General features: G+C 45.4%; 19 protein-coding genes. All 19 read left to right on the top strand.

Features of this window, described 5'->3' with window-relative positions; translation table 11 throughout:
* Window positions 1-10: 10 nt before the first annotated feature.
* The 19 genes from ABCM67_RS11340 to ABCM67_RS11430 all read left to right on the top strand — a co-directional run bounded on the left by ABCM67_RS11340 (window position 11) and on the right by ABCM67_RS11430 (window position 21,970).
* On the top strand, window positions 11-904 hold the full coding sequence (locus ABCM67_RS11340; protein WP_114002430.1) for a M14 family zinc carboxypeptidase: 894 nt from the start codon (window positions 11-13) through the stop codon (window positions 902-904).
* 482 nt (window positions 905-1,386) lie between these two features.
* Window positions 1,387-1,866, top strand: coding sequence for a signal peptidase I (locus tag ABCM67_RS11345; RefSeq protein WP_021650528.1), 480 nt, complete (start codon window positions 1,387-1,389; stop codon window positions 1,864-1,866).
* A gap of 2 nt (window positions 1,867-1,868) precedes the next feature.
* Entirely contained in the window at window positions 1,869-2,516 is a 648-nt protein-coding gene (locus ABCM67_RS11350; RefSeq protein WP_342992874.1) for a TasA family protein, read from the top strand.
* On the top strand, window positions 2,513-3,097 hold the full coding sequence (locus tag ABCM67_RS11355; RefSeq protein ID WP_021650527.1) for a hypothetical protein: 585 nt from the start codon (window positions 2,513-2,515) through the stop codon (window positions 3,095-3,097). Before ABCM67_RS11350 ends, ABCM67_RS11355 begins: the two co-directional genes overlap by 4 nt.
* The gene (locus ABCM67_RS11360) at window positions 3,094-4,317 is read left to right on the top strand and encodes a hypothetical protein (protein WP_173733551.1); all 1,224 of its coding nucleotides are present in this window, start codon (window positions 3,094-3,096) and stop codon (window positions 4,315-4,317) included. Before ABCM67_RS11355 ends, ABCM67_RS11360 begins: the two co-directional genes overlap by 4 nt.
* The gene (locus tag ABCM67_RS11365) at window positions 4,314-7,598 is read left to right on the top strand and encodes a SpaA isopeptide-forming pilin-related protein (protein WP_147602998.1); all 3,285 of its coding nucleotides are present in this window, start codon (window positions 4,314-4,316) and stop codon (window positions 7,596-7,598) included. The genes ABCM67_RS11360 and ABCM67_RS11365 overlap by 4 nt, the downstream gene beginning before the upstream one ends.
* A 160-nt stretch (window positions 7,599-7,758) precedes the next feature.
* Entirely contained in the window at window positions 7,759-9,780 is a 2,022-nt protein-coding gene (locus tag ABCM67_RS11370; protein ID WP_342992875.1) for a diguanylate cyclase, read from the top strand.
* 108 nt (window positions 9,781-9,888) lie between these two features.
* The gene (locus ABCM67_RS11375; RefSeq protein WP_147602996.1) at window positions 9,889-11,076 is read left to right on the top strand and encodes a D-alanyl-D-alanine carboxypeptidase family protein; all 1,188 of its coding nucleotides are present in this window, start codon (window positions 9,889-9,891) and stop codon (window positions 11,074-11,076) included.
* A gap of 87 nt (window positions 11,077-11,163) precedes the next feature.
* Entirely contained in the window at window positions 11,164-12,198 is a 1,035-nt protein-coding gene (locus ABCM67_RS11380) for a molybdopterin-binding protein (RefSeq protein WP_147602995.1), read from the top strand.
* A 1-nt stretch (window position 12,199) separates the two neighbouring features.
* A complete protein-coding gene (locus ABCM67_RS11385) occupies window positions 12,200-13,006 on the top strand; it encodes a metallophosphoesterase (protein WP_092070657.1) in 807 nt (268 codons plus the stop codon).
* Between the two features lie 9 nt (window positions 13,007-13,015).
* Complete coding sequence (locus tag ABCM67_RS11390; protein ID WP_059085667.1) at window positions 13,016-13,801, top strand: segregation/condensation protein A; 786 nt, start codon at window positions 13,016-13,018, stop codon at window positions 13,799-13,801.
* Between the two features lie 23 nt (window positions 13,802-13,824).
* Window positions 13,825-14,394, top strand: coding sequence for an SMC-Scp complex subunit ScpB (gene scpB, locus ABCM67_RS11395; protein WP_022426764.1), 570 nt, complete (start codon window positions 13,825-13,827; stop codon window positions 14,392-14,394).
* Between the two features lie 72 nt (window positions 14,395-14,466).
* Complete coding sequence (locus ABCM67_RS11400) at window positions 14,467-15,264, top strand: zinc dependent phospholipase C family protein (protein ID WP_059085668.1); 798 nt, start codon at window positions 14,467-14,469, stop codon at window positions 15,262-15,264.
* Between the two features lie 112 nt (window positions 15,265-15,376).
* Window positions 15,377-16,600: a D-alanyl-D-alanine carboxypeptidase family protein gene (locus tag ABCM67_RS11405; RefSeq protein ID WP_242981990.1), complete on the top strand. Its 1,224-nt coding sequence runs from the start codon at window positions 15,377-15,379 to the stop codon at window positions 16,598-16,600.
* Window positions 16,601-16,741: 141 nt separating this feature from the next.
* On the top strand, window positions 16,742-18,178 hold the full coding sequence (locus ABCM67_RS11410) for a carboxyl transferase domain-containing protein (RefSeq protein WP_147602994.1): 1,437 nt from the start codon (window positions 16,742-16,744) through the stop codon (window positions 18,176-18,178).
* A gap of 13 nt (window positions 18,179-18,191) precedes the next feature.
* Window positions 18,192-18,953, top strand: coding sequence for an OadG family transporter subunit (locus tag ABCM67_RS11415; protein WP_021650514.1), 762 nt, complete (start codon window positions 18,192-18,194; stop codon window positions 18,951-18,953).
* A 23-nt stretch (window positions 18,954-18,976) separates the two neighbouring features.
* Window positions 18,977-19,357 carry a biotin/lipoyl-containing protein gene (locus ABCM67_RS11420; protein ID WP_015524870.1) on the top strand — a complete coding sequence of 127 codons (381 nt, stop codon included), beginning with the start codon at window positions 18,977-18,979 and terminating at the stop codon, window positions 19,355-19,357.
* A 15-nt stretch (window positions 19,358-19,372) separates the two neighbouring features.
* Window positions 19,373-20,521: a sodium ion-translocating decarboxylase subunit beta gene (locus ABCM67_RS11425; protein ID WP_015524871.1), complete on the top strand. Its 1,149-nt coding sequence runs from the start codon at window positions 19,373-19,375 to the stop codon at window positions 20,519-20,521.
* Window positions 20,522-20,557: 36 nt separating this feature from the next.
* Window positions 20,558-21,970: an oxaloacetate decarboxylase subunit alpha gene (locus ABCM67_RS11430; protein ID WP_015524872.1), complete on the top strand. Its 1,413-nt coding sequence runs from the start codon at window positions 20,558-20,560 to the stop codon at window positions 21,968-21,970.
* Window positions 21,971-21,997 lie beyond the last annotated feature (27 nt).

The raw sequence follows: 21,997 nt of genomic DNA on the forward strand, positions 1-21,997 counted from the left end.
AGGGAACATCATGGATACAGTACAGGATAAAACCTACGAAGCAATTTATTATTCACTGTGGGAGGCAGCCAGGCGTTACAGCAGCTTTACACAGTTTCGGGTAATCGGAAAAAGCCACGATGACCGGATGATCCCTATGCTGGAGATCGGACAGGGAGATGCCTGTATTTTCTGTGTGGCCGGTTTTTCCGGAACGGATGGACAGATGACGGACAGGCTTACCAGGATGGCACTGGAGCTTTGCAGAATATATGAATGCAACTGGACCGTGGACGAGCTTTATGAGGTAAAAAAGCTCCTGGATCAGACCAGGCTTTGTATCATACCGGTGGTCAATCCGGATGGATATGAGATCTGCCGGAAGGGCTACAATACTGTGCGAAATCCCATTTTCCGTCAGATGCTGAAAATGCAGGATGTTCCCTGCGATGAATTCGAGGGAAATGCAAGAGGAATGGATACTGCAAGGAATTTTCCTACTACCTTCTGCATCAGAAAAAAGATCCATCAGCAGCCTGCCAGTGAAAATGAGACACGTGCACTGATCCGGATCTTTCAGGAATACGGAGGACGTGGCCTGCTGGTTTTCTGCGGATATGGAAAAAAGGTGGTTTATTATCGGCGGGATCAGAATTTTTCCACTGGTCAGAGATGCTACCGTCTTGCACGTCACTTAAAAAAATGTACCAGGGGAAAGCTGGAGCAGCTTGCAATAGAACGAGAAGCGCAGAACGGGCGAAGGAGCACAGGCAGGCCGGAACAGTATTACGGAGAAATGATCCGCCAGCCGGCTTTCCGGATCGAATTGCCGGTAAATTCCGGAAATAAAGAAGAGGAAGAACGGGAAATCCGTGATCTGATGCTGCTTCCATTGGAATATATTTACTCTCTGGTACAGCTGTAAAAAAATCTGGCGTTGCACGGATGCAGGGTCTGTCAGCTTATGAAAAATAGGGTGACAGACATACCCGCTGAGAAACCAGTGTCGAATCCTGTCGGACGAATTTGATTGACTTCCGGATCTGTGGACCCTATAATAATATCATCTGAAACAAATCTTTTTTAACAAATGTCGCAGGAATCTTTCACCTCTGTAAGTAATGAGAGGAACTGCACATCTGAGCATATCTGCTCGAATAATTTCCATTCAGTATTTTTGCTGTATTATTATTTTGATCATGCTTGTCCTCACTTCAAAATCTGTGAGTTTAAGTGATGGGAGCATGTTGCGAATTGCCATATTGACTGCTATACAGGGAGGACTTTTTTATGGCTCAATTTATGTGGGGCAGGTCTCCGCCGGAATTTTCCTGATATCCGAACACTGTTTCTTTCCCTGCAGAGGGAAGTGATCATCAAATATCGTATGTAGAACAGAATACAGGAATGAAAATATTTTTTCGATGTATCGGCAACACAGTTCTGGGACTGATGCTGGTGATGGCATTGGTGCTTCTTATTCCCGGACTTTTCGGGATCCGGCCCTATGTGGTCTATTCCGGATCCATGGAACCTGAGATCCCAACCGGAGCTGTGGTTTTTACAAAGGAAGGAGAGTTTTCTCCGAAAAAGGGAGATATCATTACTTTTCATAACGGAGATACCGTTGTCACCCACAGAGTGGTTAAAAAAGAAAAGGACATCTTTATCACAAAAGGTGACGCCAACAAGACAGAAGATCCTGTTCCCGCAGAGGCGTCACAGATCATCGGGCGGGTAGTCTTTCACCTGCCTTATCTGGGCTACGTGATCCATTTTCTGAAAGCCCGGATCCCTTTTGCCGCAGTTTGCATAGCGGCATGTCTGTCAGTACTCTTTGATCTGGCATATACCCCAAAAAAGAAAAAAATACAGGGAGGAATTTAATCATGATGAAAAACAGAAAACTGGTAAAAGGAATCGCACTTGCTGCTGTGATCACTGCATTGGCAGCCGGAGGAACAGCTGCATATCTCACGGATTTTGAAACGGCAACCAACAGCTTTACCGTAGGAAAAGTGGATATCGACCTGGATGAGCCTAACTGGAAACCGGAGGACAATACAGATCTGGTTCCTACTCAGGTGATCCGGAAGGACCCCTATGTAGCAAATAAAGGAGTAAATGAAGCATTTGTCTATCTGGAAGTTTCTGTTCCGGTCCGAAATGTGATCACGGTAGCCAAGGATGGTACCAGGAATGCGCTTGCAAAAACAGAGCTGTTCAGCTTCACCAAAAACAAGGACTGGACACAGCTGGAGCGGACTGAAGTGGGGCAGAATATGGTTTACACCTATGCATATAACCACATCTTGAAGCCGGGAACAAAGACTACAACTCTTTTTGATACAGTAACCTTTGCCAATATCATCGAAGGTCAGCTGGATACACAGCAGATCGATATGCCGGTACGGGCTTATGCGATCCAGGCTACCAATACCGGGGATGACAAGACTACGGTTCTGGAGCAGGCAACTGCTGCTTACCAGAAATATGTAAATCAGAATAAAGGACAGGCCGGTGGTGTCATGAAATGAATAAATTAAAAAGACCCGTTTTCCTTCTCCTGACAACAGGGCTCCTGTGCGCAACAGGGACTGCGGCGTATTTTTCAGACTTCGAAAAAAAGATAAATTCTGCTGCAGTGGGGTATGTGACAACGGAGATCGAGGAAGATTTTCCGGATCCTACACCTACGCCTATGGAGAATGGTCCGTCCTACAGAAAAGAGATCCGGATCGGAAATTTTTCCGGCAGTGTGAAAGGGTTCCAGGCAGACTGCTATGTGAGGATGTCCCTTTCCTACTCCAATGACGATATCGGCAGAGGCGTGAAATTAACAGGTCTGGATACGGCAAACTGGGTGTATAACAGTCAGGACGGCTATTATTACTACCGGAAAAAAATATCCGAGGGTGAAAAAACAACTCCTCTGTGTACCGGATTTCAGATCGATCCCCAAAAGATCGATGATACTTATAGGGACAGCATTAAAGATTTTGAGATCAATGTTTATGAGGAAGCTGTACAGGCAGAAGGATTTTCAGATTATGAAAGTGCGTGGAGGTATTTTTCAGATCCGGTTTCTGCTCAGGCAGAAAGGAGGGGGAATGCTTGAAAAAACACCTTAAAACCCTGCTGGCAGGTGCTGCTGTGGCAGGCAGTATCCTGGCGTGCACGGCTGCTTATGCCAGATTTTCAGATTCCGTGACAGTGACCAATCACATATCAGTGGGAGATATCAATATTTCTCTTCGGGAACTGGAAAAAAAGGACGGCCGAGAAATGAAATATCAGGATCGCCGGATCGTTCTTCCGGGAGATGAGATATCCAAGATCCCCAGGATCACCAATCACTCAGAGCCATGCTGGGTAAGGGTGAAGATCTCTTATACAGATGATCTGGAAGGTTTGGATGGTCTGGATGACAGGAATCTTACAGGAATGTCACCGAGATGGATCCGGAAGGGAGAGTATTTTTATTATACCAGGAAGCTGGAACAGGGAGACAGCGTGGATATTTTTACCGGTGTGACTGTACCATCCCAATGGGATGAATCCTACCAGGATAAGAAGCTGGGGATCACCATCGTGGCGGATGCTGTCCAGGCGGCAAATTTTGCACCGGATTTCCGTGCCATGTCACCCTGGGGAAATCAGAAGATCTTAAGATGTATCCACGATACCGATGGTCTTGTGGTTCAGAAAAAAAGTCCGGTGGATCTGAAGGTGGAGTTTGAAGGAAATGCGCACAAACTGATCGCGGCTCCGGAAGACTTTTTTTCCGGATTTTCCACGGCAATGCCGGGAGATGTTTTTCATGATTCTGTAGAGATCCGTAATACAACGGAGCATGTAGCAGAGATCTTCTTCCGCACATCACCGGAATGTAAATCGGTAAAGGATCAGGAATTTCTGAAAAAGCTGAAGCTGGTGATCACCATGAATGATAAAAAGCTGTATTCCGGGGATCTTCTGGCTGCATCTCTCAATAAGGCCGTGTCCCTGGGGGAATTTTCCAGCGGAGAAAAAGGAAACATGAGATTTGAGGTTACGGTTCCGGCAGAGTTGGATAATTTATATGCTCTTCGAGCTGCAGATGTGAAATGGATCTTTTCTGTGGAGGAGGATCAGGAGACGGCAGATACCAGCCCTGTTCCACGCCGGAATGGCAGGAAAGAAGCCACAGAAAGAGCTTCCGGAAATAACAGTTCTTCGGTAAGGACAACACCAGTGAAGACCGGAGATGAATCTCCTGTGATCCTGTTTGCACTGATGGCTGGTATGGCGCTGCTTACCTGCAGTCTGACGCTATGGAAAGGAGGACGAAAAAATTGAAAAGAAGAATGATCGGTGCATGGATGGCATTGATGATCACAGCTTCTTCTCTTGTGGTTTCGGCCAGTCCTGCAGCAGATATGAGTTCGGTATCAGCAGATCCGCAGCAGGAACAGACAGAACCGGAGGAAGAAGAGGAGGCCCCGGATATTCCGGTAACAGATCAGCCTGGGGAGGCTGAGATGCCGGTTCAGACAGCCTTGCCTGAACCGGAAACGGTGGAGGAAGCTTTTGAAGAAGGTAAAGATACTACTGAAAATGCGGACAGTGATGAGCTGATCGAACCGGAAGAAGAACCGGAAGCTGTTTCAAAAGAAGGAGAAAATATAGCTCTGACAGAGATACCGGAGCAGACAGAGGATCCGGGATTTACTGTATTCACGGAAGAAAACGCGGAAATCCTTACAGGAGAAAGTGAAGAGGATCAGGAACTGATCCAGGATATCGAAAACGGAGAGATCATTGCTCTTTCTGCAGCACTTCCCGGGGAGTTCCGGGAAGCTGGCAGTGCGGAAGTAATCTCAGAAGGAGAGGATGCTATCGCAGCTACAGCACTTTCCCCGTCCCAGTATTATCTGGACAGCTGGACCAGGGTTTACTGCGATGAGATCTGGACAGCTGCCAATGATTTTCTTGGTTCCGGAAATAAAACCCGTATGGGATGTACGTATCGTTCTGTACATTATATTGATGATACAGGAGAGGAAAAGGTTTCACCTCTGTATTGCCTGAAAGCAACTCAGGATGGACTGGACAGTATGACGCTGAAGAATGAGGCAGTAAAAGCACTGACTAATTCTGTGATCCAGAAGCTTTTGTACTTTGGTTACGGAGGACCGGGGGATCTGGGAACCGGATACGACCCCTCCTGCAGTCACATAGACTGGTCAAAATGGCAGAACCGTTATGTATTTACGCATATTGCGCTGTCAAAGGTATACTTTAATGACTGTGGATATGCCACAGCAGCAGAAGTAGAACATACAGGGATAAACCGTCTGATCGATAAGATCCAGACATTGACGATCCCTGCAAGAAACAAGGCAGCCGTTTATGTTTCTGAAGACGGTTCCTGGGCAGCAGCATCCGGAAAGACGATCCCGTTAAGTGTATTCCGAAGCAGACCTGCAGGTTTTCCCTTTGTTCCGGACAGTATGAAAGACGGATTTCAGATGAGTACTCTTATGAAAGTAACAGATGGAGCAAAAGCAGAAAACGGGATCACCATAACAAGAGGAGCCGCAGAAAAATGGCAGCTGGCCTACTGGACGAGCGCAGCGGATTATAATTCACACAAAACTAATCCCAAAATGATGTCGGGGACAAGCCTGAGCCTTAAGGATGGGGCATATTTTTTTCTGATCTTTCCGTTAAATGCATCTGCAACAAAGAAGTTTTCCTGCAAAATGCTGCTTCAGCCGGTTTCCTATATCCTGGTTGACGGAAGTGCCCAGGCGGGAAAAGATGGAGTACAGGATTTTGGCGCTTACGTATACCAGGGAACAAGAGGAAGCCTTTCGTTTTCAGTAAAGCCATCGGTTTACGGCAATGCAAAGCTGGTCAAGAAGGAACCCAACACGGGAAAACTGATCCAGGGAGCGCAGTACGGACTGTTTGCAGCAGAAGCTCTGACCTCCGGATACCGGACTATGTACAGTAAGGATCAGAAGGTTTCAACCGGAACAACAAACGCCGGTGGAGAGATCCTTTTTTCAAAACTAGTTCCCGGAAAATATTATGTGAAAGAAACGAAAACTGCTGCCGGATACAAGCTGAACACCGTTATCAAAAATCTTACAGTAACCGGTGGAAAGACAACAACCGTTAACGTAACGGATATCATGGATATCAGCGGAACAGTATCCATCAGAAAGAAAGACGGAAATACCGGTGATCCACTGGCAGGAGCTGAATTTACCCTGTATCAGTGGAGTAAAAAAAGCAAAAGCTATGTAACCTTAAAAAAACTGACTTATGATGGACAGAAACGTACCTATAACTCCGGAAAATTTAATTATACCGAAGACAATCAGGGAAAATTCCGTGTGCGTGAGACAAAAGCTCCTCCCAATTACACCGGAAACTGGCAGAAGAATTTTACGCTGGAAAAGCCGGGAGAAAAGCAGGAATTCCTGTTTGAAGCAGTGAACTACCAGAACGAAAAACGAAGGATAGAGGTTCGTAAGATCGATGCGAAGACCGGTGAGGTCCTGAAGGGTGCGGAATTTACACTTTATGAATACAGTGCAGCCAAAAAAGCCTATAAAGAAAAAGGAACTCTTCTGGATTATGACATCTCCAGTGAACTTTATGTAAGTGGTGAACTTTTGAAGACTTCGGATAATGAGGGAAAATATAAGATCGTGGAAACAAAGACTCCGCCCGGATATACAGGAAGCTGGGAAGAAGAGGTGGATATCACAGACAAGGATGCACGCCTTTCCTTTGAAGTTGTCAATGAAAAGGAAAAGGAATATACAGGGGTGATCCGTCTGAGAAAAACAGACATCTATACAGGGGAAGTTCTGGAAGATGCGGAATTTACCATGCTTCAGTGGAATAGAGGGAAGCAGACTTACCAGAATGACCTGGGCGGGCAGAGCATCCTGAAGTTTGACGTAGAAACCGGATGGTACTCTACGGAAGAGCTGGTGCTCACAGATGACAATCAGGGAAGGTTCAAAGTAGTGGAAACAAAAAATCCGGAAAACTATACTGGCAAATACGAAAAGGAGGTAATCTTCCAGAAAAAAGAAAATACAGATACGGATACTGTGGATCTGAAAGCAGAGAATACTCCGGTAACACTTCCGCTGGGAAATATCACCATCATAAAAAAGATCAAAGAGGAGGATATTACCTGGGCTCATGGAAATCCAACCTTTTCCTTTGTGGCAGAAGGTACGGATCTATCCGGAAATCCTCACAGATATGAGGATTATGTGACCTTTACCAGAGGAAGCTATGAAACCGATAAAAATGGCTATGCAACATTATCGGTCACTCTCAGGAATATCCCGCTGGGGCAGTATACGGTCTGGGAAAAACCGGTACTACGCTACTATCTGAAAGATGTACGGGCAAATACAGAGAATGTCCGCATCATAAAAGGCGCTGCACCTGCATATGGTACAGATCCCCGGAAGATTGCTTCCGGTACGGCTGCTCTGACAATGCAAAACAAAAATGCATCGCTGACTTTTGTAAATGAGAAATCCAGATATGATCGATATTCCCACAATGACAGCATAAAAAATACCATACCAGTATCATTTTCATGAAAAAAGACAGTAGGGCAGGAGTAATCCTGCCCTCCGCAGCGTATTTTATATAGTAAAAAACAAACTGTAAAAAGAAATAAAAGAACTACATATATACCCAAAGATATGGTATACTTTTTTACAAATACTGTGAACTCAAGAACTCTCTGGGAGGTCGATGATGAAAACAGACGAAAAAAATCCCGTTTTTGATATTCGGGATACATTGGAAAAATACGCTTGCATTTATCGAAATACTACACTGAAGCTTTTTCAGTACTGTCAGGAGACGGACATATATGAACGTCTGGATGAATACCTGAGACCTGTAAAAAATATTACGGATTTTAAGACTAGTGGACAGAAATACAGCAATGTTTATAAAGACGACTGGAAGTTTTTGACGGATTTTCTGACATCCCGGGAAGGCGGGACGATAGAAGTGCGGTGTATCAATAAAGACGGTAATGCGAGTCTTCTGACAGTACGGGGATTTATAGCACAGGATAAAAATACCGGATATCATTATTTCATAGGAAGCTCCAGAGATATCACCAGGGAGAAGCTGCAGGAAGAATTTCTTGAGGAACGTGCCCAGAAAGATCCTCTGACCGGAGTGTATAACCGCTTTTTCGGAAAAGAACTGATCGATGAATACCTTGCATCCAGAAATCCCTATGCAGGATGCGGGATGATGGTGCTTGATGTAGATTATTTTAAAAATGTAAATGATACTTACGGACATATGTTCGGTGATGAAGTCCTGAAACGTTTTGCGGAGCTGTTTGTGGCTTTGTTCGACATTAATGATGTGATCATGCGTCTGGGTGGCGATGAATTTGTGATCCTTTTGAAGGATATCAGCCATGCAGCAATCATGAAAAAGGCAGGAAAACTGATACGGGAAGTGCAGAAACTTAAATTTCCGGGAACCACGTATCTGGCAACCTGCAGTGTGGGGATCTGCTTTCTTCCGGAAAATGTTTCCGGATATACATATCAGCAGCTCTTTGAAAATGCAGACTGGGCACTTTACCAGGCAAAGAAAAATGGAAAAAACCGCTATGCTTTCTGTGATAATCTGAGACGTTTTGAGGATAAGACAGAGGAAAAGCAGGAATTATACGAGGGTGTTGAGATAGATGCCAGATATCTTCATAATGATATTGTTTCTACTGCATTTGAAATATTTGAAAAAATGAGCAGCTTTCAGGCAGCGATTGAACTTCTGATGAAAGTGATCGGTCTGAAATTCCGGCTTAACCGGATCACAGTCCTGCATACCAAGGTGGCAGAGCAGAAAATAAACAGGGTTTTTCAATGGGTTTCAGAAGAAGAATACAGGCTTTTGATAGATGAGATACATTTCTCAAAAAGTGATTTTATCACATTGTTTCGCCACAATGATGAATATGGTACTGTGGTGATTCAGGAGAATGATCTGGCTGAATATTCGGAACAGGGAAGAAAGAATGTGTTACAGTGCGGAGCAAAAACTGTAGTCTGTGCTGCTATGTATTGCGAGGGAAGCTATACAGAGGCCATTGCATATGTGACCTGCCAGGAAAAAAGGCTCTGGTCCAGAGAAGATCGTAAGCTGTTGGGAGAAGTGACCAAGATCATTTCCGCGCATTATGCCAAGAACCAGGCATTTAACAGTGCTTATCGTAGCATTGCTGCAGAATCCGGACGGGATCAGCTTACCGGATTGTCTTCTTTTTCAAGATTTCGCGAAAATGTGGAGAAAATGCTGATCGGAGGTTACGGGCCGGGACACGCAGTGATATATACCGATTTTGAAAAATTTAAACGTATCAATGCAAAATACGGATATCGTGTGGGAGATCAGATCCTGCGGCAGTTTTCCGAGTATGTGATAAGCGTTCTAAAAACAGATATAGATGTATATTTTACCAGGGCGATCTCTGATCATTTTATCCTTTTCACTCCATGTGATATGGATGTTGATCCGGAAACAGCTGTTTTAAAGACCAATCAGGAGTTCTTACGGCAGATGAAAGAGAAATATCCGGATATGGAGCTCTGTGTCCGCACTGGGATCTATCTGATCACCAAAGGATGTGACAATGCATCTGAGGCGATCGATGCAGCGAATTATGCAAGAAAATATGCTGCTGGAAATTGTGAAACAGGTGTTAAGCTGTATGACGAAGAACTGAAAAAGCAAAGCGATGCAGAGTGAAAGATACAGGAATACGGCCCGGAATCTATGCTTTTTCAGAATTTCAGGAATAATCTTTCAGGAAAGCTTTTACAATAGAACAGAGATGTTTGCGGCAGGAGTGAGCTTATGAACAGAAGTGTTCCGGAAAGTCTTTTGATCTGTATTTTAGTCTTATGCCTGGCTCTGACACCCATTGGTGTCAGGGGAGAAACGGAAGATAGTGGAAAAGCACAGCAGCTGATCGAAGCGCCGGGTGCAGTCCTTATGGAAAAAGAAACCGGTACCGTGATCTATTCCAGGGATCCTGACACCCGAAGAAGCCCGGCCAGTATTACAAAGATCATGACATTGATTCTGATCTTTGATGCTATCCGTGAGGGAACCCTGCATCTGGAGGATAGCATTACCACCAGTGCTTATGCCAGATCCATGGGAGGGTCTCAGGTATTTCTGGAAGAAGGAGAAAAGCAGACTGCAGAAACCATGATCAAATGTATTGTGATCGCTTCCGGAAATGATGCCAGCGTAGCTATGGCGGAGCATGTTGCGGGAACAGAACAAGCCTTTGTGGAGAGGATGAACGAGAGGGCGAAGGATCTTGGAATGAAAAATACCCATTTTGTGGATTGCTGCGGGCTGACGGAATCACAGGAGCATTATACAACTCCCTATGACATTGCACTTATGAGCAGGGAGCTCATCAGCAGATATCCGGAAGTTCTTACATATTCATCTGTCTGGATGGAGGATATCACACACGTTACCAGAAAAGGATCCTCGAAATTTACACTGACCAACACAAATAAACTGCTGCGCAGCTATGAGGGGTGTATGGGACTTAAAACGGGCAGCACCAGTATTGCAAAATACTGTCTCAGTGCTGTGGCAGAACGAAACGGGATCACACTGATCGCCTCAGTGATGGCCGCACCGGACCCGAAAACAAGATTCCGGGATGCAGCAGCTCTTTTAAATTACGGCTTTTCTAAATGCACATTGTATCTGGATGATGCTCTGGAGCCACTGAAACCTATGAAGCTCCGCAAAGGAGTCAAAGAGCAGGTTCCGCTTGTATATAGAGGGAAATTCCGATATATCAGCACAGATGGAACGAAACCTGACAATGTTAAGAAAAAGTTGATCCTTCCCAAAGAACAAAGTGCGCCGGTGAAAAAAGGGCAGAAAGTAGGGGCACAGGAATACTATCAGGATGGGAAAAAGATCGGTAGTCTGGATATCCTGTACGGGGAAACAATAAAAAAGGCCGGATACCATGACTGGCTGGAAAGAACCTGTCAGGCATTTCTTTTGTGATGCCTGCAACATATTTTGACAAAAAGGGCAGACTGGATGTATAATACAACGGATTGAAGAAATAACAGAACAGGGAAGGGATTTTGGATGAAAGAGATCAGAACAGAAGATGCAGTGGGACACATTCTGTGCCATGATATCACGCAGATCATAAAAGATGAGAAAAAAGGCGTTCTTTTCAAAAAGGGGCATGTAGTGAAAGAAGAGGATATACCACTGCTGCTCTCTGTAGGAAAAGAACACCTTTTTGTGTGGGAGAAAAAAACGGGGATTCTTCACGAAAATGAAGCTGCAGAGATCCTTTACAAAATCTGTGCTGGAAATTCTTCCAAAGTACATGGAACTGAGATCAAAGAAGGTAAGATCGAGGTGGTATCAAAGATCGATGGTATTCTGAAAATACGTCGTGATGCACTTGTGGCTGTGAATTCTCTGGGAGAAATGATGATTGCTTCCAGACATGGCGATTTTCCGATAAAAAAAGGTGATAAGGTTGCAGGAACCAGGATCATTCCGCTTGTGATCGAGAAAGAGAAAATGGATGCAGCAGAGAAGGCAGCAGGAAATCTTCCGATCTTTGACATTCTCCCTTACCAGCAGAAAAAAGTAGGGATCGTCACAACCGGAAGTGAGATCAAAAAAGGACTGATCCAGGATACCTTCACACCGGTACTCCGGGAAAAGCTTTCCGGGTTTCCGACAGAAGTGACAGGCCAGGTGATGCCGGGAGATGATAAGGAAGAGATCACAAAAGCAATTCTTTCTTTCGCAGATGCAGGAGCAGATCTGATCATCTGTACCGGCGGAATGAGTGTGGATCCCGATGATCGTACTCCGGGCGGGATCCGGGATACCGGAGCAAAAATCGTAACCTATGGAGCACCTGTACTTCCGGGAGCTATGCTGCTTGTGGCATATCTTGAGAGGAACGGAAGATCCATACCGGTACTTGGACTTCCGGGCTGCGTCATGTACGCAAAAAGAACGGTATTTGATCTGATCCTGCCCAGAGTAATGGCGGATGATGAGATCAAGGCAGAGGAGATCGCCAGGCTGGGAGAGGGCGGACTTTGTCTGAACTGTCCGGTTTGCACTTTCCCGAACTGCGGATTTGGAAAATAATATGAAAAAATTCAGAATCAAACAATATGAGATCCATATGGACAAGATCCATGCCCCACAGGGCGTGCGGATGATCCTTCTTGCGGATCTTCACGGGATATCCTACGGAAAAGACAATATACGGCTGACAGAGACGATCCGAAAACTTGCCCCGGACGTGATCCTTTCTGCCGGCGACATGGCTGTACGTACAGAAACGGATACTCTGGTAACTGCATGTAAGCTGCTGACAGAGCTTGCCAGGGATTTTCCCGTGTATTATGCACTTGGTAATCATGAATATAAAATGTGCCTTTCCGAAGAATATCGGCCATATTATGCGAAATATGAAAAGGCACTGAAAAAAGCTGGCGTGCATATTTTAAGGAACGGACATGAAGCTATGGTCCTGCAGGGAGAGCGCTTCTGTTTCTGGGGCCTGGAGCTTCCCATCAAATATTATCACAAGCCGAGATCACCGAAGCTGAAAAAAGAAGTGATGGAAGAACTGATCGGAAAACCTGAAGATAAAGGGATGCAGATCCTGCTGGCACATAATCCAAAATACGGAAAAACCTATTTTGAATGGGGCGCGGATCTGATCCTGTCCGGACACTATCACGGAGGCGTTGTCCGCCTTAGTGAACATTACGGTCTTTCATCTCCTCAATATCTGTTTCTTCCGCCGTTTTGCTGTGGAGACTTTCACAAAGGGGATCAGCATATGATCGTCAGTGCTGGACTTGGAGAACATACCATTCCCCTTCGGATCCATAATCCAAGGGAACTGCTGGTGATCGATATAAAACCTTCCGAAAAAATGAAATGAGGAAACCCTATGGCATTATCTGTTAAGCTGAATGTATTTGAAGGCCCTCTGGATCTTCTGCTTCACCTGATCGACAAAAACAAGATCGATATCTATGATATTCCTATTGTGGAGATCACAGATCAGTATATGGAATATCTGCATTCCATGGAAAAAGAAGATCTGGGGATCATGAGTGAATTTCTTGTCATGGCAGCTACTCTTCTGGATATCAAATGTAAAATGCTTCTTCCGAAAGAAGTGAATGAGGAAGGAGAAGAGGAGGACCCTAGAGCAGAGCTTGTGCAGAAGCTGCTGGAATATAAGATGTACAAATATATGTCCTATGAATTACGGGACAGGCTTGGAGATGCGGCAGGGGTTTATTACCGAAAACAGGATCTTCCGGAAGAAGTGCTACAGTATACTCCACCGTCTGATCCCCAGGAACTTCTCCGGGGTCTGACATTGGAGCGGATGAGTGCGATCTATCAGGCTTTGATCCGCAGACAGGAAAATAAGATCGATCCGATCCGAAGTAAATTCGGAAGGATCGAAAAAGAGGAAATATCACTTTCCGATAAATTGCTGGAAATGAAGGAATATGCAAAAACTCACCGAAAATTCAGCTTTCGCAGGCTGATGGAAAACCAGCATTCCAAAATACAGCTGATCGTGACATTTCTGGCAATTCTGGAATTGATGAAAATGGGACATGTTCATGCAGAACAGGAAGATCTTTTTGATGATATTCATGTGGAAGTTATCACGGATCCGGACACATGGAAGAATCTGACAGAGTTCGCAGATGAATAATATAGTAGGAATGAGGACAATAAGTGGAAATCAAACGAATTGAAGGAGAAATCGAAGCCATCCTGTTTGCAATGGGAGAAGCAGTGGAATTACCCCGTATTGCCAGAGCGATCCGTCAGGATCCGACAACAACGGAAAATATCATCCGAAATATGATGATCCGTTATCAGGAAGAAGAGCGGGGGATCCAGATCATAGAGCTCGAAAACTCCTTTCAGCTTTGTACAAAAAAAGAATACTATGATTCTCTTATCCGGATCGCAGCGCAGCCAAAGAAACCCACGCTGACAGACGTTATGCTTGAAACCCTTTCGATCATTGCCTACAAACAGCCCGTTACAAAAGCAGAGATCGAAAAGATCCGAGGGGTAAAATGTGATCATGCCATCAATAAGCTGATGGATTATGATCTGGTGAGAGAACTTGGACGTCTGGATGCTCCGGGTCGCCCGATCCTCCTGGGAACCACCGAAGAATTTCTGCGCTGCTTTGGTGTCCAGGGGCTGGAAGACCTTCCGGAAATGGATCCGGTCCAGCTGGAGGATTTCAAGGCGGAAGCAGAGGAAGAGATCCAGCTGAAGCTGGACGTATAACAAATAACACGGACAGATGCCGGTTTACGGGACCTGTCGGACAGATCAGAAAACAGAAGAGGAGTGACGAAAATGCCCACAACATACGCACATGATCTTTTTGGAAAAAGGGTTTACCGGAAACTTTCCGCAAAATTACAGCATCTGATCCGAAGCAACGGAAATCTGTACCGGATCGGACAGCATGGTCCGGATATCCTGTTTTATTATTTTATATCCAAAAATCCGGTGACACAGTACGGAGTGCAGATGCATGGACGGAAAGCAAGAGAATTCTTTGAAAAGGGCATGGCGAAGGTCCGGGAGGAAAAAAATCCTGCACTGATGGCTTACCTGCTGGGGTTCGGATGTCATTATATCCTGGATTCTACCTGTCATCCTTACGTCAATCAGGTAGCTGCCGAGGGGAAAGTCTCACATACGCTCTTTGAGAAGGAATTTGATCGCATGCTGATGTATGAAACCGGCAAAGATCCATTGCGTTTTTATCCGTCTCATGGGATCCGTGCCAGTTTTCTCAGTGCATGGACGATCCACCAGGTATTGCCGGCGATCCGTACCTGGAACATTTATCTGTCATTGAAAATGATGAAGATATTCACCTGTATTTTGGTATGTGATGATGGAGGAAGGAAGAGACGCCTTTCGGAACATGCCCTTTCCCCCGCAGGAAAAAAGATATCTGCGTTTATTACCGAATTTTTTATGAGCCCGGAGCCAGAGATCGACTGTAAGGAGGAGCTTCTTAAACTGGACAGTCTGATGGAAGAGGCGCTTGCCAAGGCGCCAGATATGCTGGAAGAGCTTGCTGCACTTGCAGTCAGGCCAGGACATCTTTCTGACAGATGGGATCTGACCTTTAACGGATGATCGATCCCGGCAGACAATAGATACAAGTGATATCTGAATGCTATCCCCGCATAAAATTAAATATAACAGTTACTGTAAACAGTTATATGAACCGTGTACGGGGTGATGCATTATGAGCAAACGGCGTATGGCCGCTGTCGTGCTGGTGACAGCGGTCCTTATTATTTGTCAGATTTTTCCGGTAAAGGCGGCAGATGGCGAAAATCTATATGCACTTTCTGCAGTTCTCATGGATGGGGAGACCGGCCGTGTGCTGTACGGAAAAGAAGCATACAAAGGACGGCCGAATGCCAGCACCACAAAGGTAATGACCTGTATTCTTGCTCTGGAGCTGGCAAAGGGAGATGATTACGTACAGGTTTCCGGGAATGCGGCATCTCAGCCACAGACACGTCTTGGCATGCGGGAGGGACAGCAGTTTTATCTGGAGGATCTTCTCTATTCACTGATGCTGAAAAGCCATAATGATTCCGCAGTGGCCATCGCGGAACATATCGGCGGCTCCGTAAAAGGTTTTGCAGAGAAGATGAATGAAAAAGCAAAAGAGCTGGGATGTAAGGACACACATTTTGTTACACCCAATGGTCTGGATGGAGAAGATGAAGGCGGTATCCATCATACAACAGCCCGGGATCTTGCCTTGATCATGGCGTATGCAATAAAAAATGCAACATTTGTCCATATTACCCAGACTAGAGATTATACTTTCACGGATATCTCAGGAAAAAAGCATTATTCGGTACATAATACCAATGCTTTCCTGGATATGGAAACAGGAGTGATCTCCGGAAAAACAGGATTTACAGGAAATGCCGGATATTGTTATGTCTGCGCAGTCCGACAGGACGAGCGATTATTTATCGTGGCTCTTCTGGGATGCGGATGGCCCGGAAATAAAAATTATAAATGGAGCGATACTAAGAAGCTTCTTTCCTATGGCAGGGAAAATTATCAGTATGTGATGCTACCGGAGCTTCCGCAGCTGCCTGAGATCCCAGTAACAGAAGCAGCACCGGGAAAAGAAGATCCATATCCGCAAAAGTCCGATCGTTCCGGATATCCTCCCAAACAGGTTATGCTGAAAATACACGCAGTACTTTCTGAAAAAGATCGTGAGAAAAGATATCTTCTGAAAAAAACAGAAACGATCACATGGGAAACGGAGCTTCCGGATAAGCTCCCGGCACCAATACAGAAAAACCAGAAGATCGGTACACTCCATGCAAAGCTCAACGGAAAAGAACTCCTTTCCTGCCTTGTAACCGCCGATGACAAAATCGACAGAATTACCTATAAATGGTATGTGGATAAAGTATTTAAGGATTATTTCCATTAATTTAGCGACCCCTGGCATAAGTCAGGGGTTAATTTTTTAACGTTCGTGACGAAAAGTATTGAATTTTCTGCAAAAAAAAGGTACAATTATACTCGGCTGAATTTTTGGTTATATTAATAAAAAAATGGAGGGCATAGTATAATGAGTAATGCGACACAAAGCGTAGCGGCTGCAAGGATCAATTCCCTGCTTGACGCCAACAGTTTTGTTGAGATCGGACAGGCTGTCACAGCCAGAGCTACAGATTTCAACATGACTGAAAAAAAAGCACCTTCAGACGGTGTGATCACCGGATATGGTGTGATTGACGGCAGTCTGGTGTATGTATACAGCCAGGATGCATCTGTACTGAACGGAACAGTTGGTGAGATGCATGCCAAAAAGATCGCCAAAATTTATGATCTCGCTCTGAAAGTTGGAGCACCTGTTATCGGTCTTGTAGACTGTGCGGGACTTCGTCTTCAGGAGGCTACCGATGCACTTGAGGCATTTGGTGAGATCTATCTGAAACAGACACTGGCATCCGGTGTTATTCCACAGATCACTGCTGTTTTCGGAACATGCGGCGGTGGAATGGCAGTTGTACCGGCTCTTACAGACTTTACATTTGTAGAGGAGAAGAAGGGCAGACTGTTTGTAAACACTCCAAATGCACTGGAAGGAAACAGAGTGGAAAAATGCGATTCAGCTTCCGCACAGTTCCAGAGCGAGGAGACAGGACTTGTTGACGGCATCGGAACAGAAGAGGAGATCCTTGGACAGATCCGTACACTGGTCAGCATGCTTCCGGAGAATAATGAAGATAATGACAGCTTCAAGGAATGCACAGATGACCTGAACAGAGTATGTGATGATATCGCAGGCTGCACAGGCGACACAGTTATTGCGCTTTCAAGAATCGCTGATGATGGTGAGTTCTTCGAGACAAAGGCAGCTTACGGCCAGGATATCGTAACAGGCTTCCTTCGTCTGAACGGAGCTACCGTTGGCGCTGTTGCAAACAGAAGCGAATCTTACGATGCTGATGGCAATAAGACAGAGATTTCCGACGGAACTCTTTCTGCAAGAGGTGCAAGAAAAGCAGCAGACTTCGTAAAATTCTGTGATGCTTTTGAGATTCCGGTACTTACTCTTACTAATGTAACAGGATTTAAAGCTACACTCTGCAATGAGAAGATGATGGCTAAATCCGTAGGTGAGATGGTACATGCTTTTGCATCTGCAACTGTACCGAAGGTAAATGTTGTAATTGGTAAAGCATACGGAACTGCATACGTTGCCATGAACAGCAAATCCGTCGGAGCAGATATGGTTTATGCATGGGATACAGCTGAGATCGGTATGATGGATGCTTCCCTTGCAGCAAAGATCATGTATGAGGGAGCTGACGCTTCTACACTGAATGAGAAGGCAGCTGAGTACAAAGAACTCCAGAACGGTATCGCATCTGCAGCAGCAAGAGGATATGTGGATACTGTGATCAAAGCAGAAGATACAAGAAAATATGTAATCGGTGCTTTTGAGATGCTGTTCACAAAAAGGGAAGACCGTCCATCCAAAAAGCATGGAACAGTCTAAGTGAGGTGAGCGTATGAGACAGTTTTATAAAAAGATCTCTTCTGTCTGCATGGCACTTCTTTGCGTAGCTGCACTTCTGATCGGATGCACAGCTACTGCATGGGCTGCTGATGAGATTGATGATTCTGTAAAGAGTCAGCTTGTCACAACAACCAAGGGCCTGACGGATGCGATCATCGCAATGTCCGAGGATGATATCCAGGGATATCTGGAATCAGAGGATGCTTTCACACAGAGTGCTGCAAGTGCATGGGATGGCTCCAGAGAAGAGCTTGGTGAGAAAAAAGGTGATATCGATGAGAAAGATATCACAGTGGAGTATTCCGATGATCAGTATACCGTTGTTGTTCCGGTATCCTTCGAGAAAAACAAAGCGAATTTCACTTATGTATTTGATAAATCAGGAACCCCGACTTCTCTTACAGTTGATGTGAATTATACACTGGCACAGAACATGGAGAAGGCAGCGATGAATACAGTGATGGGTCTCGGAACAGTATTTGTGATCCTGGTATTCCTGATCTTCGTGATCTCTCTTTTCAAATATATTCCCGGACTTGTGGAAGGAAAGAAAAAAGAGAGCAAACCGGCTCCGGCAGCCGCAGCACCGGCTCCGGTTGCAGCACCAGTTGCTGAGCCTGCTGTTGAGGATGTGACAGATGATGGTGAGCTTATTGCCGTGATCGCTGCAGCTATCGCTGCTTCTGAAGGCAAAACAAGCACAGACGGATTCGTAGTACGTTCCATCCGCAAAGTCAACCGCAGAAAAAGATAATCATTATTTAGGAGGATTTTAAAATGAAGAGTTATACAATTACTGTTAACGGAACAGCATATGAAGTTACTGTAGAAGAGAACGGAAACGCAGCAGCTCCAGTTGCAGCAGCACCAAAAGCAGCAGCTCCGGCTCCTAAGGCAGCTCCGGCAGCAGCACCAAAGGCAGCAGCTCCGGCAGCAGGCGCAGGTTCTGTTAAGGTTTCCGCAGCGGTTCCTGGAAAAGTTGTAAAAATCGTTGCATCTGTTGGACAGAGCGTAAAAGCTGGTGACAGCGTAGTGATCGTTGAGTCCATGAAGATGGAGATCCCGGTTGTTGCTCCTCAGGACGGAACAATCGCCAGCATCGATGTTGCAGAGGGTGCTGCCGTTGAAAATGGAGATACTCTTGCAACAATGAACTAAACAGGAGGTAGACAAATGTCTTATGTAACAAATACCCTGTCAAACCTGATCCATCAGACAGCATTTTTCAACCTTACCTGGGGAAACTACCTGATGATCGCAGTGGCATGTGTGTTCTTATATCTTGCCATTAAACATGGTTTTGAGCCGCTGCTGTTGGTTCCGATCGCTTTTGGTATGCTTCTGGTAAATATTTATCCGGACATTATGCTGAGCATTGAGGATTCATCCAATGGCGTTGGCGGACTTCTTCATTATTTTTACTTAATGGATGAGTGGAGTATTCTTCCTTCACTGATCTTCCTGGGTGTCGGTGCGATGACAGACTTCGGTCCGCTGATCGCAAACCCGATCAGCTTCCTGATGGGAGCAGCTGCACAGCTTGGTATTTACCTTGCATACTTCCTTGCAATTTTCCTTGGATTTAATGGTAAAGCAGCAGCAGCGATCTCTATCATTGGTGGTGCTGACGGCCCGACTTCCATTTTCCTTGCAGGTAAGCTTGGACAGTCTTCTCTTATGGGACCGATCGCAGTGGCAGCATATTCCTATATGTCCCTGGTACCGATCATCCAGCCTCCGATCATGAAGGCATTCACAACAGAGAAAGAGCGTAAGATCAAAATGGCGCAGCTCCGTCCTGTTACAAAACTTGAGAAGATCCTTTTCCCGATCGTTATCACAATCGTTGTTTGCCTGATCCTTCCGACAACAGCTCCCCTTGTTGGTATGCTGATGCTCGGAAACCTGTTCCGTGAGTCCGGAGTTGTTAAACAGCTTTCTGAAACAGCTTCCAACGCTCTTATGTACATCGTAGTAATCCTTCTCGGAACATCTGTAGGTGCTTCCACAAGTGCTGAGGCGTTCCTGAACGTAGATACACTGAAGATCGTAGTTCTTGGTCTTGTTGCCTTTGCCTGCGGTACTTTTGGTGGTGTTATGCTTGGTAAGCTTCTCTGCAAGGTTACTCACGGAAAGATCAATCCTCTGATCGGATCAGCCGGTGTTTCTGCCGTTCCTATGGCAGCCCGTGTATCCCAGAAGGTTGGTGCTGAGGCAGATCCTACAAACTTCCTGCTGATGCATGCGATGGGACCGAACGTTGCTGGTGTTATCGGTACAGCGGTTGCTGCCGGTACATTCATGGCGATCTTTGGTGTCTAACCCATTGTCTTATAAAAATTTGTAAGGAGAATAATTATGGCAGAAATAGAGAAAAAACCTGTGAAAGTTGTGGAAACGATCCTGCGTGACGCTCATCAGTCCCTGATCGCTACACGTATGAGCACAGAGCAGATGCTTCCGATCATTGAGAAGCTTGACAAAGTCGGCTACTATGCAGTAGAGTGCTGGGGCGGTGCTACTTTCGATGCTTCCTTACGTTTCCTGAAAGAGGATCCGTGGGAAAGACTTCGTAAACTTCGTGACGGTTTCAAAAACACAAAGCTTCAGATGCTGTTCCGTGGACAGAACATCCTTGGATATCGTCCATATGCAGATGATGTAGTAGAGTATTTTGTACAGAAATCCGCAGCTAACGGTATCGATATCATCCGTATCTTTGACTGTATGAATGACCTTCGTAACCTTCAGACAGCTGTAAAAGCAGCAAACAAGGAGAAAGCACATGCACAGGTTGCAATGGCTTACACACTTGGTGATGCTTACACACTTGATTACTGGACAGATCTTGCAAAACGTATCGAGGATATGGGTGCAGATTCCATCTGTATCAAAGATATGGCAGGACTTCTTGTTCCGTACAAAGCTACAGAGCTTGTTCAGGCTCTCAAAGAGACTGTTAAGATCCCGATTGATCTTCATTCTCACTATACATCCGGTGTTGCTTCCATGACATATATGAAGGCAGTAGAGGCAGGTGTTGATATCATCGACACAGCAATGTCTCCGTTTGCTCTTGGAACATCCCAGCCGGCAACAGAGGTTATGGTTGAGACCTTCAAGGGAACACCATATGATACAGGATTTGATCAGCAGCTTCTCGCTGAGATCGCTGACTACTTCCGTCCGATGCGTGATGAGGCTCTTGATACAGGTCTTCTCAATCCGAAGAACCTTGGTGTAAACATCAAGACTCTTCTGTATCAGGTACCAGGCGGAATGCTTTCCAACCTGACATCACAGCTGAAAGAGCAGCATGCCGAGGATAAATTCTACGAAGTACTTGAGGAAGTTCCGCGTGTACGTAAAGACCTTGGTGAGCCACCGCTTGTTACACCGTCCTCTCAGATCGTTGGTACACAGGCTGTATTTAACGTGATCATGGGCGAGCGTTACAAGGTTGTCACAAAAGAGACAAAAGACGTGTTAAGTGGTAAGTATGGCGCAACAGCCAGACCGTTCAATCCGGAAGTACAGAAAAAATGTATCGGAGATATTGAACCGATCACATGCCGTCCGGCAGATCTTCTGGAGGATGAGCTTGATAAGCTTGAGAGCGAGATGGCACAGTACAAGGAGCAGGATGAGGATGTTCTCACATATGCACTGTTCCCGCAGGTTGCCATGGACTTCTTTAAATATCGCCAGGCTCAGAAGACAAAAGTTGATGAGACTGTAGCAGATACCAAGAACGGCGCATACCCGGTATAAAGCACACATAGAAATGCAGATGCATTT

Source organism: Blautia sp. 2227st1_G12_2227SCRN_220401 (genome assembly GCF_039062885.1).
Lineage (GTDB): Bacteria > Bacillota > Clostridia > Lachnospirales > Lachnospiraceae > Blautia_A > Blautia_A fusiformis.

Bases quoted from the DNA above. Each gene is read 5' to 3' on its own strand.
- ABCM67_RS11340 (WP_114002430.1), top strand. From the start codon at position 11: ATGGATACAGTACAGGATAAAACCTACGAAGCAATTTATTATTCACTG.
- ABCM67_RS11345 (WP_021650528.1), top strand. From the start codon at position 1,387: ATGAAAATATTTTTTCGATGTATCGGCAACACAGTTCTGGGACTGATG.
- ABCM67_RS11350 (WP_342992874.1), top strand. From the start codon at position 1,869: ATGATGAAAAACAGAAAACTGGTAAAAGGAATCGCACTTGCTGCTGTG.
- ABCM67_RS11355 (WP_021650527.1), top strand. From the start codon at position 2,513: ATGAATAAATTAAAAAGACCCGTTTTCCTTCTCCTGACAACAGGGCTC.
- ABCM67_RS11370 (WP_342992875.1), top strand. From the start codon at position 7,759: ATGAAAACAGACGAAAAAAATCCCGTTTTTGATATTCGGGATACATTG.
- ABCM67_RS11375 (WP_147602996.1), top strand. From the start codon at position 9,889: ATGAACAGAAGTGTTCCGGAAAGTCTTTTGATCTGTATTTTAGTCTTA.
- ABCM67_RS11380 (WP_147602995.1), top strand. From the start codon at position 11,164: ATGAAAGAGATCAGAACAGAAGATGCAGTGGGACACATTCTGTGCCAT.
- ABCM67_RS11385 (WP_092070657.1), top strand. From the start codon at position 12,200: ATGAAAAAATTCAGAATCAAACAATATGAGATCCATATGGACAAGATC.
- ABCM67_RS11390 (WP_059085667.1), top strand. From the start codon at position 13,016: ATGGCATTATCTGTTAAGCTGAATGTATTTGAAGGCCCTCTGGATCTT.
- ABCM67_RS11400 (WP_059085668.1), top strand. From the start codon at position 14,467: ATGCCCACAACATACGCACATGATCTTTTTGGAAAAAGGGTTTACCGG.
- ABCM67_RS11405 (WP_242981990.1), top strand. From the start codon at position 15,377: ATGAGCAAACGGCGTATGGCCGCTGTCGTGCTGGTGACAGCGGTCCTT.
- ABCM67_RS11410 (WP_147602994.1), top strand. From the start codon at position 16,742: ATGAGTAATGCGACACAAAGCGTAGCGGCTGCAAGGATCAATTCCCTG.
- ABCM67_RS11415 (WP_021650514.1), top strand. From the start codon at position 18,192: ATGAGACAGTTTTATAAAAAGATCTCTTCTGTCTGCATGGCACTTCTT.
- ABCM67_RS11420 (WP_015524870.1), top strand. From the start codon at position 18,977: ATGAAGAGTTATACAATTACTGTTAACGGAACAGCATATGAAGTTACT.
- ABCM67_RS11425 (WP_015524871.1), top strand. From the start codon at position 19,373: ATGTCTTATGTAACAAATACCCTGTCAAACCTGATCCATCAGACAGCA.
- ABCM67_RS11430 (WP_015524872.1), top strand. From the start codon at position 20,558: ATGGCAGAAATAGAGAAAAAACCTGTGAAAGTTGTGGAAACGATCCTG.